The organism is Hoeflea sp. EC-HK425 (assembly GCF_902498795.1).
Lineage (GTDB): Bacteria > Pseudomonadota > Alphaproteobacteria > Rhizobiales > Rhizobiaceae > Hoeflea > Hoeflea alexandrii.
The window spans coordinates 4,232,673-4,246,202 of record NZ_LR701572.1 but is presented as its reverse complement, the minus strand read 5'-3'; the positions used below and the strand labels follow the sequence as shown (position 1 = coordinate 4,246,202).

The following is a 13,530-nucleotide window of genomic DNA, read 5'->3' as shown; positions in this document are numbered from 1 at the left end:
CATCTACTCCTGAGACCGGCCCTGGTCTGGTTGCGCGACTTCCGCCTCGCGAACAGCCTGGACGAAATCATTCATCATGCCGAGGTCCTTGATACCGGGCGCGCTTTCGACGCCCGATGACACATCGACCCCGGGCGCCTGGCTGATGCCGATTGCCTCGCCGATATTGTCTTTTGTCAGCCCACCGGAAAGCATGTAACTGGGAGCCCCGTCAAGCGTGGCAAGGTGCCGCCAGTCAAAGCTTACTCCGTTCCCGCCCGGAAGGTCAGAGCCTTTCGGCGGCTTGGCATCGAACAGGAACCGGTCGGCAATGCCGTGATAAGGTTTGATTCGTGTCAGATCCGAAGCGTCGCGGATGGCGAATGCCTTCATCACCGGCAGTCCGTAGCGGGCTTTGACAACCGAGGCGCGCTCAGGGCTTTCGCCGCCATGTAATTGCAACCAATCCGGCTTCATGCTGGCGACAATTGCATCGAGACCGTCATCATCCATGTCGACCGTCACGGCGACCGTCTTGAGACCACGCGCCCGGGCCCGCTCTGCCAGCGCGGCAGCGGCCCCGATCGCCACGTGGCGGGGGCTCTTTTCGAAAAAGATGAACCCGGCCATGTCGGCGTTGAGATCGGCCGCGCGATCCACCGCTTCGGGCGTGCTCAGGCCGCAAATCTTGATCTGTATCGTCATGGCGGCTGACGTCGCACAAATCGGCGCCAGAGTCGAGATATGGTCGAGATATGGATGGGTTGACCGTCGGTGCTAACCAGACCGGGTGAGCCGTCCTAGAATGCCACCGCGAACAGCCGTGAGCCGTTCTGCTTGAGCCAGCGCTTGGCCTCGGTCGTCCGTGGGCAAAGCGCCTTGCAGGTGGCCCAGAAGTCCGGTCCGTGGTTCATTTCCTTCAGATGCGCCACCTCGTGGGCGGCGAGATAGTCGATGACGAAATCCGGCGCCATCGCGATCCGCCAGGAAAACGACAGGTTTCCCTCCGAAGTGCACGATCCCCAGCGGCTTTTCGTGTCCTTGTAGGCGATCGCCCGCACAGGTTTTCCCAGCGTTGCCGCGTGCATGTGGACCAGCCGCTGCAGCTCGGTCTTTGCCACCCGCTTGAGGTGATCCGATACCCGCCGGCCGATATGCTCGGGAAGGCCGGACACCAGAAGCGTGGGAACCCCGTCCAACTCGGTCTGCTCAGTGATGCCGCGCAGCTTGCCGGTCAAGGCGATGCGGTGATCGACACCGCGAATACTGATCTTTCCCTGGTCCGCGAGCGGGCCGGCATCCTCGACCCTCGCCAGCCGGGTCATCAGCCAGCCGTGATGACGGGTGAGAAATTCATCGATCTCGCGCGCCGCCAGACCTTTTGGGATGGTCAGCTTCAGCGCCTGACCGCCCGGTTCGATGCGCAAGGTCATGCGGGTTGCCCGGGCGTTCTCGCGGATCGCCAAGGGCAGATCGCGGCCATTGACGGTAACCGCGCTGGGGCGCGGCTGAGCGGTTCTGCGGGTGGGGCGACCAAGTCCGAACATGTTTGGGTATTTATCCGATTCGATCACAATGCGGGGATCGAAAATGCCACGCGCTGTGGCACCGCTGCGGGCAACAAAAAGGGCGGCGTTCGAAACGCCGCCCTTTCGGGGAGGTCATGTGTATTGCGGTTACCCGTCGATTTCGGGAACCGACCCGGATGTCCGGGGCTTGCTGTTCTGGCTTGCCTGACGGCTGGCCATGAAGCGGTCGAACTCCTCGCGGTCGCGAGCCATGCGCAGGTCCCGCATGTGCTGGTCGAACTCGCGGCGCATCTCGTCGAGCTTCTTGCGCTCTTCGTCGAGACGGGCCAGTTCGGCATCACGCCAGTCGTCGAATGCGGCATTGCCGCTGCTGGCGCGCATGCCATGCCTGCCCTGAGTGGACTTGCGGAAAGAGCATGCGAAGTTGTCGGTGGCGCGGTTGACGTCTGCCTTGAAGCCTTCGAGCCGGTCGCCCCAGATTATGTAGGCGAGCATGGCAAGGCCGAGCGGCCAGAACACCATGAAGCCAAGGACCATCAGGGCGATGGTGGCGGGCGTCCAGGCGGGACGGATCAATGCGGTCTGTGTCATCGGTCAAAACCTCATCTGGTAAAGGGAAGCGGGGATCGTTCCCTTGTGAATTTGATGTGGTATGGGCCGCGACCCTATTCAAGAAAATGCCCGCAGGAATCCGACATCCTCTTGTATTAAAAGAGAAATTTCGGATACCTAAAATGCTTCTCAAATGATTTTCAGTCGCTCCGGCCGCCCTTGATCAGCTTCGGCTTGGCTTTCTTGGCAGAGTTGCTGCGGGCATGGGTCCGCATGAAATCTAGGATCCGCGGCGCGATTTCGGAGCGGAATCGCGACCCGTTGAACACCCCGTAGTGACCCACTTTCGGCTGGACATAGTGGTGCCGCATGTCATCGGGAATATTGGGGCAGATGGTCTGCGCGGCTTCGGTCTGACCCAGGCCGGAGATATCGTCGTTCTCGCCTTCGACCGTCAGCAGCGCGACATTGCGGATCGCCTTGGTGTTGACCGTGCGGCCACGATGCATCATCTCGCCCTTTGGCAAGGAATGCTTGATGAACACCGTGTCGACGGTCTGCAGGTAGAATTCGGACGTCATGTCCATGACGGCCAGATACTCGTCGTAGAATTCGCGATGCCGTTCGGCCGAATCGCCGTCGTCCTTGACCAGATGCATGAAGAAATCCTTCTGCGCGATCATGTGACGGTCGAGATTCATCGTCATGAAGCCCGACAGCTGCAGGAAGCCGGGATAGACCGAGCGTGTGAAGCCCGGCAGTGGCCACGGCACCTGCATGATGACATTGTCTTCGAACCATTCGATCGGCTTGGCCTGCGCCAGCTCGTTGACGCCGGTCGGATTGATGCGGGTGTCGATCGGGCCGCCCATCAGCGTCATGCTCGAAGGTGCGAAGGTGTCGCCGCTTTCTTCCATCACCGCGACAGCGGCGAGAACCGGGACCGACGGCTGGCAGACCGCGAGCACATGGGTATCGGGGCCAAGCGCATGCAGCATCGAGATGATGTAATCGATGTAATCATCGAGGTCGAAGCGCCCCTCTGTGATTGGCACCATGCGCGCGTCGGTCCAGTCGGTGATGTAGACCTCGGCCTTGGGCAGCAGTGTTTCCACGGTTCCGCGCAGCAAAGTCGCATAGTGGCCCGACATCGGCGCAACGATCAGGATCTTCGGATCCGGCCGGTGATTGGCCGGCAGCGTGCGCTCGAAATGGATCAGGTCGCAGAAAGGCCGCGACCAGACAACTTTCTCATGAACCGAGACCCGGCCGGTGTTCAACGAGGTTTCTTTCAGTCCGAACTCAGGCTTTCCGTAGCGGCGGGTGGTGCGCTCGAACAGCTCGAAACCGGCGGCGACCGAGCGGCCGAACGGCGTATGCGACATCGGATTGACCGGGTTTCGGAAGGTCAGGCGCATCGCGTCAGCATAGGCCCGCATGGGCGCCATGGCGGCATGATTGAGTTCATACATCTGGTAGAACATGAAAAATTGTCCCTTGTTGCGACAGTCAGACTGCCCGGTTCCCGCCATCATGCATGCCAATTCCTTTCCGGAAGCTGACTTTTTGCAGCGCGCAAACAGTGAGCGAGCCTATCACGCTTCTGCTGCATTGCAACAACAGCCCCCTTATTTTGCGGGGCTGTGCGACCTTCTGATGAGAGCCGGGGCCGTAGAGACGTCTGCAGCTCGGCGGTTTGCAGCCGAACCTCTGGCAAACGATGTCGCAGGCTCCTGATCAACTCGATGCTGCGCCGCGTTCAGGACTGTTGTCCATATGGATGCGGGCGAACTGGCGTTAAGATCAGGGCCGGCTTCGTTCTATTGCCGAAGCGCGCAGCATGTCTGGCCAGGGAGGCAGGCTTTTGAAACCGTTCACCGGCAGTTTTACCCAGCAGGAGGCATTGGATGACGCGGTCATTGCTGCCGCCACCGAGATCCTGAGATCCGGCCGCCTGCACCGCTACAACAGCGGACCGGGAGAGCTCTCCAAGGCCTCCGAGCTTGAACAGGCCTATGCCGCCTATCAGGGTGCGCGCTACTGCCTCGCCTGCGCTTCAGGCGGATATGCCATGGCCATCGCCCTGCGTGCGGCGGGCCTCGGCCAGGGGGAAACGGTTCTCACCAATGGTTTTACGCTCGCACCTGTGCCCGGTGCCATAGCGGCTGCCGGTGGAAAAGCACTGCTGGTGGAAATCACCGAGGATCTGGTGATCGATCTGGAAGATCTCGACCGCAAGGCCGCCACATCCGGCGCGCGCTTCCTCTTGTTGTCCAACATGCGCGGTCATCTGGCCGACATGGAGCGTCTCGTCGCCATTGTCACAAAACACGATCTGATCCTGATCGAGGATTGCGCCCACACCATGGGCGCAGCCTGGAACGGCCGCAAGAGCGGCAGTTTCGGTCTGGCCGGCTGCTTTTCCACCCAGACCTACAAGCATCTCAATTCCGGTGAAGGCGGACTGCTGACATCGGACGACCCGGAATTCATGGCCCGTGCCATCATTCTGTCGGGCTCCTACATGCTCTACGAACGCCATGGAGCAGCACCCTCGGCCGATGTCTTCGAGCGGATCCGGCTGGAAACGCCCAACATGTCCGGCCGAATGGACAATCTGCGCGCGGCAGTTCTGCTGCCGCAGCTCGCCCGCCTGGAAGACAGCATCGAGCGCTGGAACGAACGCTACCGGGCGGTCGAACAGGCGCTCGCCGGTGCAGACGGCGTCGCCTTGCCCGGGCGAGCGGCGGCGGAACGCTATGTCGGCAGTTCCATCCAGTTCCGCCTGCCCGGCATATCGCCGGCTTTGGCCAGCGCTTTCGTCGCGGCAAACAAGGCCCTGGGCGTCGAGTTGAAGTGGTTCGGCGCCGCCGAGCCGGTGGCGTTCACCTCCAACCACCACAGCTGGCGCTATGTCGATCCGCAGGCCTTGCCCGAAACCGACAGGATCCTTTCAAGCCTGTTCGACATGCGCCTGCCTCTGACGTTCTCCGTCGAGGACTGCCGCCACATCGGTTCGATCATTGCCCATTGCGCCGCGGAAATCGGCGCCCCTGCCTAGGCTGAACGCCCCGTCAGCTGTTGTTCTTGAACGCTGTCATCAGGCCAACACGGCGCGCATCTTCTCGACGGCGGTGTTGAATTCGCCCAGAAATCCCCGAAGCGTTTCGAGTGACAGCCGCACATTCGGGCCATGGCAGGCAATTGCTGCGAGAAACCGTCCCGAATCGTCGGTCACCGGAACCGCGATCGCCACCATGCCGTCCATGAATTCCTCATTGTCGATCGCAAAACCATCCCTGGCGACAGCCGTCAATTCCCTGAGAAGCATATCCGGATCGGTGATGGTCTTGGGCGTCTTCCGTTCCAGCGTGAGTCCGCGGGCAAAGGCTCGGCGTTTCCGGATGTCGAGACTGGCCAGGAATGTCTTGCCGCTGGCGGTACAATGAAACGGCACGTTCGAGCCGATCGGCAATTGCACCCGGAACGCCCAGCCGGTTTCAACCCGGTCGAGATAACTCATCCCGTCATCCTCGGGGATCACATAATTGATGGTTTCTCCGGTTTTCATGGCCAGATCCACCAGGATCTGCCGGCGCAGGATGTGATCGCGCGACGAGTGCAGCAGTCCCGCCCCAAGCACACGGGCCCGTCGTGCGGCCCTCAGCCGCTTTCCATTCGGCTCGTAGACTAGGAAACCCTCTTCCACAAGGGTGGCGCACAGACGGTGAATGGTCTGCTTGGGCAGGCCTATCGACTGGTTGATCTCGGTCGGCGTGATCGGTTCGCCCGACGTCCCCACGACTTCCAGGATCAGCAGGGTTCGCATGTTTGTTGCGATGCGGTCGTCTGAATTCGGCATTTCAGAACCAGTTTTGAACAATCAATAGAGCCAGTTGTGCCGGGTCTTGCACCACGGCCAGAGAAATGAATACGATCATTAACGAGAAGTAAAGTCTCAATTTTTGAATATTGAGGTGATTTCGGGTGGAGTTCGACTTTGTCATCGTCGGAGCAGGATCAGCCGGTTGCGTCTTGGCCAACCGGCTTTCGGCCGATCCATCCGTCTCGGTGGCAGTGATAGAGGCCGGTGGTCGCGATGCTTCCCCGTGGATTCATGTGCCCGTCGGTTACTTCAAGACCATCAAGGATCCGGCACTCAACTGGATGTACAGGACCGAGGCGGACGAAGGCCTCAACGGCAGGCAGCTCAACTGGCCGCGTGGCAAGACGCTCGGTGGCTCCAGCTCGATCAACGGTTTGCTTTATGTCCGCGGACAGCCGCAGGATTATGATCGATGGCGGCAGATGGGAAACATCGGCTGGGGTTGGGACGATCTGCTGCCCTTGTTCCGGCGCAGCGAGTCCTGGGAGGGCGGTGCTGATCAACTCAGGGGCGACCGGGGAGAGCTGTCGGTCTCCCGCTCGCGGCAATCCTGGCAGGTTGTCGATGCCTGGGTTGAGGCGGCCAAGGCGGCCGGCTTCGCCTTCAACCCGGATTACAATGGCGCAAGCCAGGAAGGTGTCGGCTATTTCCAGCTGACCGCGCGCAACGGCTTGCGCTGCAGTTCCGCCAAGGCCTTTCTCAAACCCGCCAGGTCGCGGCCAAATCTCACCGTTCTCACCCATATCCAGGTTGAAAACGTCGAACTTGATGGTGCCCGGGCGGTGGCGGTGCGCGGCCGTCGCCATGGATCGCTGGTGCGGGTTGCCGCACGACGGGAGATCATCCTGTCGGCTGGGGCGATCGGCTCGCCGCAGATCCTGATGCTCTCGGGCATCGGCGAACCGGCTCACATGGCCGATCACGGAATTCGGCCCAGGCACACCCTGCCAGGCGTCGGCCAGAACCTGCAGGATCACCTTCAGGCCCGCCCGGTCTATCGCTGCACCGCGCCCACCATCAACACCCGCACCCGGGGCCTGTTCAACCAGGCCAGGATCGGGCTTGAATACATGCTCAGCCGTTCCGGGCCGCTGACACTCGCTGCGAGCCTCGGAACCGGTTTCCTGAAAACCCGGCCGGACCTGGAAACGCCCGACATCCAGTTTCACATCCAGCCTTTCAGCGCCAACAACCCGACCACCGATACCGATGATTTCGACGCCTTCACCGCCTCGGTATTGCAGTTGCGGCCCGAAAGCACTGGCGAAATCAGGTTGCGCTCGGCCCGGGCCGAAGATCATCCGCTGATCCACCCCAATTACCTCTCGACTGCTCTGGACCAGCAAACCATCGTCGAAGGCATTCGCATGGCCCGCCGCATCTGCCGTCAGGGGCCGGTGGCAGACCTTGTCACAGAGGAGCATGCACCGGGACGATCGGTTCCCGACGAGGATTTCGACGGCCTGCTCGACTGGGCCCGCAACACCGCGACAACGATCTATCACCCGACCGGTACCTGCAGGATGGGCCGGGACAAGATGGCGGTGGTCGACGAGCGCTTGCGCGTGCATGGCTTGGACGGGCTGAGGGTAGCCGATGCCTCGATCATGCCGGTGATTGTCTCCGGCAACACCAATGCCCCGGCGATCATGATTGGCGAAAAGGCCTCGGACTTGATCCGGGAGGATATGCGCGCATGAGCGAGGCTTTCACCAAACTGCTGGAGGCGAGCCGCTGATGCTGCAGCAGCTTTTCGATTTCGGCGCGATTGTACTGGCCGACCTGGTTCTGTCAGGTGACAACGCCCTGATCATCGGCATGGCCGCGGCGTCGCTGTCGCCCGAACTGCGCAAGCGGGCCATTCTTTTCGGTATCATCGTCGCTGCCGGGCTGAGAATCATTTTCGCGCTGGTCGCCACCAAGCTTCTCGGCGTTCCGGGGCTTCTGTTCTTGGGGTCGTTGCTGCTTTTCTGGGTCTGCTGGCGCCTCTATGGCGAAATCCGCGACAATATTGACCGCGAGGCGGCCAAGGCGCTCGAGACCGCCGAGCATCTCGATGAGGGATACACCGGACCGGCGAGGAAATCCCTTGGTCAGGCGCTGCTGTCGATCACCGTCGCCGATCTGTCGATGTCGATCGACAATGTTCTTGCCGTTGCCGCCATTGCCGACGGCAATACCGAGATGCTGGTGTTCGGCCTTGGTCTCGCCATCCTGCTGATGGCCTTTGCCGCAACCCTGATCATGAAGATCCTGACCCGGTTCCCGGCCATATCCTGGCTTGGGCTGGCGGTGCTGATCTATGTCGCCAGCGACATGTTCTATCGTGGCATCATTGATCCTGCGACAGGCCTCCTGACGATGCTCGGAGGGAGCGTGTCGTGAGCTGGATCCCTCAACCACACTTTTCCAATGCTGTTCGGGAAGCCTTCGCCGAACACGTCCGACTGTCGCACAATCGAAGGCGAGACATGAAACGGGAGGAGAACCCCATGTCGAGACTAACCAAGCTAACCAAGGGTGTCGCAGCTGTCGCACTGTTGGCGGCCACGTCGATGTTCGGCGTGTCGGCTGATGCGGCGACGAAGATCCAGGTCCAGTCGGTTATCCCCAACACGGCTGACGAAGTGGTCATGCTTCAGGATTTCGCCGATGACGTCAAAGCCCTGACCAATGGCGAAGTCGAATTCGAGATCCTGCCCGCCGGCGCTGTTGTTGGCGTCCAGGAAATCCTCGATGCCGTTGACGCCGGCCTGATTGATGGCGGCTTCGCCTGGACCCACTACTGGTCCGGCAAGCATCCCGCAGCCATGCTGTTCGGATCGCCGGTTGCCGGTGCCGGTATCGGCATCGACAACATTGCCTTCATGTCCTGGTACCTGAATGCCGGCGGCAAGGAGCTCTACGACCAGCTCTGGAAGGAGATGGGCGTCAATGTGAAGGGTTTCATGCTGCAGCCGGTGGGCCCGGAAGCACTCGGCTGGTTCAAGGAACCGATCGAAACCATGGCCGATTTCCGCAAGTATCGGTTCCGTACGCCTCCGGGCATCCCCGGCCAGACCTACAAGGACATCGGCGTAGCCTCGGTCGCCATGGGTGGCGGCGATATTCTGCCTGCGCTTGAAAAGGGTACCATCGATGCCGCCGAATGGTGCTGCCCCAAACCCGACTCGGTGTTCGGTTTCCAGAAGGTGCTCAAGCATTACTACCTGCAGGGCCTTCACCAGGTTGTGGTCAATGCTGACCTCTACATCAACGGCGATGTCTACAATTCGCTCACCCCGCTGCAGCAGAAGGCCATCGAAGTGGCCGCAAACGCCTCGCTGATGAAGGCCATGGCCTACCGCATCAACGAGAACGGCAAGGCGCTCGACAAGCTGATCAACGAGGACGGCGTCATCCTGCACGACACTCCGGCGGAATACTTCACCGAGTATATGGCCGCCGCCAATGCCGCACTTGAGAAGAATGCAGCTGAAAACGCCTTCTTCAAGCAGGTCTGGGACAGCCAGAAGGCTTTCGCCAGAACAGCGGTACCTTATTGGGCGCAGGCCCAGCGCACCAACGCCAACCTGGGCGCGGCCTATGCTGAAACGCTGAAGAAGCAATAGGCAAGACGGCACCTGGTCCGCCCTGCTTGCAGCGGGGCGGACCTAGCTAAACCTGCAGGGGGCAGGGAAACCTGGTGGAGGAGGCCGTCATGGCCGGCAATGAAACAGACGATACGATTCCGATCGGCGACGAGTTGCTCGCCGAAAGGCGTGGCGGGCCCGGATCCCGCATGCCCGATGACATGCATCCGGCGGCCCGCTCCATTATCCACGGCATCGACACAATGTCCGAATGGGTCGGCCGGATCGTCGCCCTGCTGGTCGTGCCTATCATGTTCGCCATGGTCTACGAAGTCATCGCGCGCAAGTTCTTTGTCGCGCCGACGCTCTGGGCTTTTGATATCTCGCGCATGCTCTATGGTATGTCCTTCATGCTCGGCGCTGCCTATGCACTGATGCACGGCCTGCATATCCGCGCCGATTTCCTCTACCGCAATTTCGAGGTCAAGACGCAAGGCCGCGTCGACCTTGTCCTCTATATTGTCCTTTTCATGCCGGCGATGATCTTCCTGCTGATCGCCGGCTACGATTTTGCCCTCAAATCGGTGATGCAGGGCGAGCGCGCCGGCGACAGCACATGGGCGCCGGTAGTCTGGCCGGTCAAGGTCTCGCTCGCCGTTGGCGTCGCCCTGTTGCTGGTTCAGGGTGTCTCCGAGATCCTCAAGTCATGGTATGCGGCAACCCGCGGAAGGTGGCCGTCATGAGCTTCTTCGAGATAGCCCCGGAGATCATCGGCTTTTTGATGATCGGGGCGATGCTGTTCGCCATTTTCATCGGCTTTCCGATTTCCTTCACCCTGATCTTCCTGGGCATCGTCTTCGGCGCCTGGGGCTTCGGCATGAAGCTGACCATTTTCCTCATGACCCTGCAGTTCTACGGCTCGATGATGGAGCAGACGCTGGCTGCGGTGCCGCTCTTTGTCTTCATGGGCTTCATGATGGAGCAGGCCGGCCTGATGGAGCGATTGTTCAAGGCGGTACAGCTGATGCTCGCCCGGATGACCGGTTCGCTGTTCGTTGCGGTCCTCTTCGTCTCCGTCGTCTTCGGCGCGGCCACCGGCATCGTCGGCGCTTCAGTGACGATCCTCGGTATCATGGCCGCCAAGACCATGAGCGAATCCGGCTACGATGTCCGTTTGGCCGCCGGAACCATCACCGCCGGCGGAACTCTCGGGATTCTCATTCCTCCCTCGATCATGCTTGTGGTCATGGGTCCGGTTCTGGAGGTCCCGGTCACCGATCTGTTCGCCGGCGCCATCCTGCCCGGCGTGATGATGGCGGTGCTCTACCTCGTCTACGCGCTGGGACGCTGCTGGCTCAATCCGAAACTCGGCCCGCCGCTCCGCGATGACCAGATCCCCGACAGTCGCAGCCATGTCTGGCGGGAATTCATCCTCGGGCTGGTGCCACCGACAATCCTGATCGCCTTCGCCATGGGCTCGATCCTGTTCGGCTGGGCGACCCCCACAGAAGGGGCGGGCATGGGCGCGCTCGGCTCCGTGCTGCTCACCATCGGCTACCGCAAGTTCACGTGGAAGCGCACCTATGACGCGCTGCTCAAGACCCTCGAGATTTCAGTGCTGATCCTGTTCCTCGTCGCAGCATCGAATTTCTTCGGCGCAGTCTTCTCGCGGCTGGGCACGCCCGGCATGATCACCGACTGGCTGCTGGCGCTCGACCTCTCGCCAAGCCTGATCATCATCATGATCCTGGCCATGGTCTTCATTCTCGGCTGGCCGCTCGAATGGGTGCCGATCGTGCTGATCATCCTGCCGATCCTGCAGCCGGTCCTGGTTGAAATGAATGTCAACATGACCTGGTTCGCCATTCTGGTCGCGGTGTGCCTGCAGACGGCCTGGCTCAGTCCGCCGGTCGCCCTGTCGGCCTACTTCCTCAAGGGCGTGGCGCCCGACTGGGATCTCAAGGATATCTATTACGGCATGATGCAGTTCATGACCGTGCAGATTTTCGGCCTGGTGCTGGTGTTCACCTTCCCGTGGCTGGCGCTGTGGCTGCCGGGGTACCTCTATGGAAACTGACAGACTTGTGCCGGAGCATGTCAACAAACCGATCTGGCGTTGCGAAGCTGCCAAACTGGCACTAGAGCGGATCGGACCAGTTGTGGTTTCTAGCCCTCAACAAGGAGGATCATCCCATGCCTAAAATGACCACCGAAGAAGCTTTCGTCAAAGTGCTTCAGATGCACGGCATCGAACACGCGTTCGGCATCATCGGTTCGGCCATGATGCCGGTGTCGGATCTTTTCCCGAAGGCCGGTATCACCTTCTGGGACTGTGCCCATGAAACCAATGCCGGGCTGATGTGTGACGGCTACATCCGCACCACCGGCAAGATGGCCATGGCCATCGCCCAGAACGGCCCCGGCGTCACCGGCTTTGTCACCCCGGTGAAGACCGCCTACTGGAACCACACCCCGATGCTGCTGATCACCCCGCAGGCCGCCAACAAGACCATCGGTCAGGGCGGTTTTCAGGAAATGGAGCAGATGCGGCTGTTTGCGGATTGCGTCTGCTATCAGGAAGAGGTTCGCGACCCCTCCCGCATTCCCGAAGTGCTCAACCGGGTGATCATGAAGGCCTGGCGCGGCTCCGCGCCGGCGCAGATGAACATCCCGCGCGACATGTGGACCCAGGTCATCGACGTCGAGCTGCCGCAGATGGTCCGCTTCGAGCGTCCCGCCGGTGGCGAGGAAGCCATCGCGAAGGCTGCCGATCTTCTGTCTAAGGCCCGTTTTCCGGTCATCCTCTCCGGCGCCGGCGTGGTTCTCTCGGGCGCGATCCCCGATCTGGCCAGGCTTGCCGAACGGCTCGATGCGCCGGTCTGCTCGAACTACCAGCACAATGACAGCTTCCCCGGTTCGCATCCGCTCGCCGTCGGCCCCCTCGGCTACAACGGCTCCAAGGCCGCCATGGAACTGATCGCCAGGGCAGATGTCGTGCTGGCGCTCGGAACAAGGCTCAACCCGTTCTCGACCCTGCCTGGTTACGGCATCGATTACTGGCCGAAGAATGCCGATGTCATCCAGGTCGACATCAATGCCGACCGCATCGGCCTGACCAAGAAGGTCACCGTCGGCATCGAGGGCGATGCCACCAAGGTGGCCCGCGCCATCCTCGCGCAATTGTCCGATGATGCCGGCGACGCCGGCCGCGAGGATCGCCGCAACCTTGTCTCCCTGACCAAGTCCCGCTGGGCGCAGGAGCTGTCCTCGCTCGACCATGAGGACGATGATCCCGGCACCACCTGGAACGAGGAATCGCGTCAGCGCGACGCCGATCTGATGTCGCCGCGCCAGGCCTGGCGGGCCATCCAGTCGGCTCTGCCCAAGGATGCCATCATCTCGTCCGACATCGGCAACAATTGTGCCATCGGCAATGCCTATCCGACCTTTGAGGAGGGCCGCAAATATCTGGCGCCGGGTCTGTTCGGTCCCTGCGGCTATGGCTTTCCGTCAATTCTCGGCGCCAAGGTTGGCCAGCCCGATGTGCCGGTCGTCGGTTTCGCCGGCGATGGCGCCTTCGGCATTTCCATGAACGAGATGACCGCCTGCGGCCGCGACAACTGGCCGGCCATCACCATGGTCATCTTCCGCAACTACCAGTGGGGTGCGGAAAAGCGCAACACAACGCTCTGGTACGACAACAATTTCGTCGGCACAGAGCTCGACCGCGACACCTCCTACGCCAAGATCGCCGAGGCCTGTGGCGCGAAGGGAGTCGTGGTGAAGGACCAGCAGGGCCTGACCGAGGAGCTTGCCAAGGCCGTCGAGCGGCAGATGAAGAACGGTGAAACCACCTTCATCGAGGTGCTGCTCAACCAGGAGCTGGGCGAGCCGTTCCGCCGCGATGCCATGAAGAAGCCGGTGGTTGTCGCCGGGATCAACCGCGACGACATGCGCCCGCAACAGGGTGCGGTCTGAGAGCCAACCGGATCGAGAGTGTCAAAGAGGCCAC

12 protein-coding genes are annotated in these 13,530 nt (G+C 61.2%); 7 read left to right on the top strand and 5 right to left on the bottom strand.

Going from position 1 to position 13,530, the window contains the following annotated elements; translation table 11 throughout:
- Nucleotides 1-3: 3 nt before the first annotated feature.
- The 4 genes from SPHINGO391_RS22865 to SPHINGO391_RS22850 all read right to left on the bottom strand — a co-directional run bounded on the left by SPHINGO391_RS22865 (nt 4) and on the right by SPHINGO391_RS22850 (nt 3,544).
- A complete protein-coding gene (locus SPHINGO391_RS22865) occupies nt 4-684 on the bottom strand; it encodes a phosphoribosylanthranilate isomerase (RefSeq protein ID WP_152011004.1) in 681 nt (226 codons plus the stop codon).
- A gap of 95 nt (nt 685-779) precedes the next feature.
- Nucleotides 780-1,526: a M48 family metallopeptidase gene (locus tag SPHINGO391_RS22860; protein ID WP_152011003.1), complete on the bottom strand. Its 747-nt coding sequence runs from the start codon at nt 1,524-1,526 to the stop codon at nt 780-782.
- Between the two features lie 129 nt (nt 1,527-1,655).
- Entirely contained in the window at nt 1,656-2,099 is a 444-nt protein-coding gene (locus SPHINGO391_RS22855) for a DUF2852 domain-containing protein (RefSeq protein WP_152011002.1), read from the bottom strand.
- A gap of 161 nt (nt 2,100-2,260) precedes the next feature.
- Nucleotides 2,261-3,544, bottom strand: coding sequence for a polyhydroxyalkanoate depolymerase (locus SPHINGO391_RS22850; RefSeq protein WP_152011001.1), 1,284 nt, complete (start codon nt 3,542-3,544; stop codon nt 2,261-2,263).
- Between the two features lie 380 nt (nt 3,545-3,924).
- Between SPHINGO391_RS22850 and SPHINGO391_RS22845 the strand changes: the two genes are divergently transcribed.
- Nucleotides 3,925-5,121: an aminotransferase class I/II-fold pyridoxal phosphate-dependent enzyme gene (locus SPHINGO391_RS22845; RefSeq protein WP_152011000.1), complete on the top strand. Its 1,197-nt coding sequence runs from the start codon at nt 3,925-3,927 to the stop codon at nt 5,119-5,121.
- A gap of 39 nt (nt 5,122-5,160) precedes the next feature.
- Here the strand turns inward: SPHINGO391_RS22845 and SPHINGO391_RS22840 are convergent, their stop codons facing one another.
- Entirely contained in the window at nt 5,161-5,922 is a 762-nt protein-coding gene (locus SPHINGO391_RS22840) for an IclR family transcriptional regulator (RefSeq protein WP_152010999.1), read from the bottom strand.
- A 125-nt stretch (nt 5,923-6,047) separates the two neighbouring features.
- Between SPHINGO391_RS22840 and SPHINGO391_RS22835 the strand changes: the two genes are divergently transcribed.
- The 6 genes from SPHINGO391_RS22835 (at nt 6,048) to xsc (ending at nt 13,496) form a co-directional block, all read left to right on the top strand.
- On the top strand, nt 6,048-7,646 hold the full coding sequence (locus SPHINGO391_RS22835) for a GMC family oxidoreductase N-terminal domain-containing protein (RefSeq protein ID WP_152010998.1): 1,599 nt from the start codon (nt 6,048-6,050) through the stop codon (nt 7,644-7,646).
- Between the two features lie 37 nt (nt 7,647-7,683).
- Nucleotides 7,684-8,331: a YjbE family putative metal transport protein gene (locus SPHINGO391_RS22830; protein WP_152010997.1), complete on the top strand. Its 648-nt coding sequence runs from the start codon at nt 7,684-7,686 to the stop codon at nt 8,329-8,331.
- 107 nt (nt 8,332-8,438) lie between these two features.
- On the top strand, nt 8,439-9,557 hold the full coding sequence (locus SPHINGO391_RS22825) for a TRAP transporter substrate-binding protein (RefSeq protein ID WP_152010996.1): 1,119 nt from the start codon (nt 8,439-8,441) through the stop codon (nt 9,555-9,557).
- 89 nt (nt 9,558-9,646) lie between these two features.
- Nucleotides 9,647-10,261 (top strand): TRAP transporter small permease subunit, encoded by a 615-nt coding sequence (locus tag SPHINGO391_RS22820; RefSeq protein WP_152010995.1) that lies wholly within the window; start codon nt 9,647-9,649, stop codon nt 10,259-10,261.
- Nucleotides 10,258-11,595 (top strand): TRAP transporter large permease subunit, encoded by a 1,338-nt coding sequence (locus SPHINGO391_RS22815; RefSeq protein WP_193217388.1) that lies wholly within the window; start codon nt 10,258-10,260, stop codon nt 11,593-11,595. Before SPHINGO391_RS22820 ends, SPHINGO391_RS22815 begins: the two co-directional genes overlap by 4 nt.
- 116 nt (nt 11,596-11,711) lie before the next feature.
- Nucleotides 11,712-13,496 carry a sulfoacetaldehyde acetyltransferase gene (xsc, locus tag SPHINGO391_RS22810; protein WP_152010994.1) on the top strand — a complete coding sequence of 595 codons (1,785 nt, stop codon included), beginning with the start codon at nt 11,712-11,714 and terminating at the stop codon, nt 13,494-13,496.
- The last annotated feature ends 34 nt before the right edge of the window (nt 13,497-13,530 follow it).

What these genes read in the sequence shown, in the direction of transcription:
- SPHINGO391_RS22865 (WP_152011004.1), bottom strand. Translation starts at nt 684, where the DNA reads ATGACGATACAGATCAAGATTTGCGGCCTGAGCACGCCCGAAGCGGTG.
- SPHINGO391_RS22860 (WP_152011003.1), bottom strand. Translation starts at nt 1,526, where the DNA reads ATGTTCGGACTTGGTCGCCCCACCCGCAGAACCGCTCAGCCGCGCCCC.
- SPHINGO391_RS22855 (WP_152011002.1), bottom strand. Translation starts at nt 2,099, where the DNA reads ATGACACAGACCGCATTGATCCGTCCCGCCTGGACGCCCGCCACCATC.
- SPHINGO391_RS22850 (WP_152011001.1), bottom strand. Translation starts at nt 3,544, where the DNA reads ATGTTCTACCAGATGTATGAACTCAATCATGCCGCCATGGCGCCCATG.
- SPHINGO391_RS22840 (WP_152010999.1), bottom strand. Translation starts at nt 5,922, where the DNA reads ATGCCGAATTCAGACGACCGCATCGCAACAAACATGCGAACCCTGCTG.
- SPHINGO391_RS22830 (WP_152010997.1), top strand. Translation starts at nt 7,684, where the DNA reads ATGCTGCAGCAGCTTTTCGATTTCGGCGCGATTGTACTGGCCGACCTG.
- SPHINGO391_RS22825 (WP_152010996.1), top strand. Translation starts at nt 8,439, where the DNA reads ATGTCGAGACTAACCAAGCTAACCAAGGGTGTCGCAGCTGTCGCACTG.
- SPHINGO391_RS22820 (WP_152010995.1), top strand. Translation starts at nt 9,647, where the DNA reads ATGGCCGGCAATGAAACAGACGATACGATTCCGATCGGCGACGAGTTG.
- SPHINGO391_RS22815 (WP_193217388.1), top strand. Translation starts at nt 10,258, where the DNA reads ATGAGCTTCTTCGAGATAGCCCCGGAGATCATCGGCTTTTTGATGATC.
- xsc (WP_152010994.1), top strand. Translation starts at nt 11,712, where the DNA reads ATGCCTAAAATGACCACCGAAGAAGCTTTCGTCAAAGTGCTTCAGATG.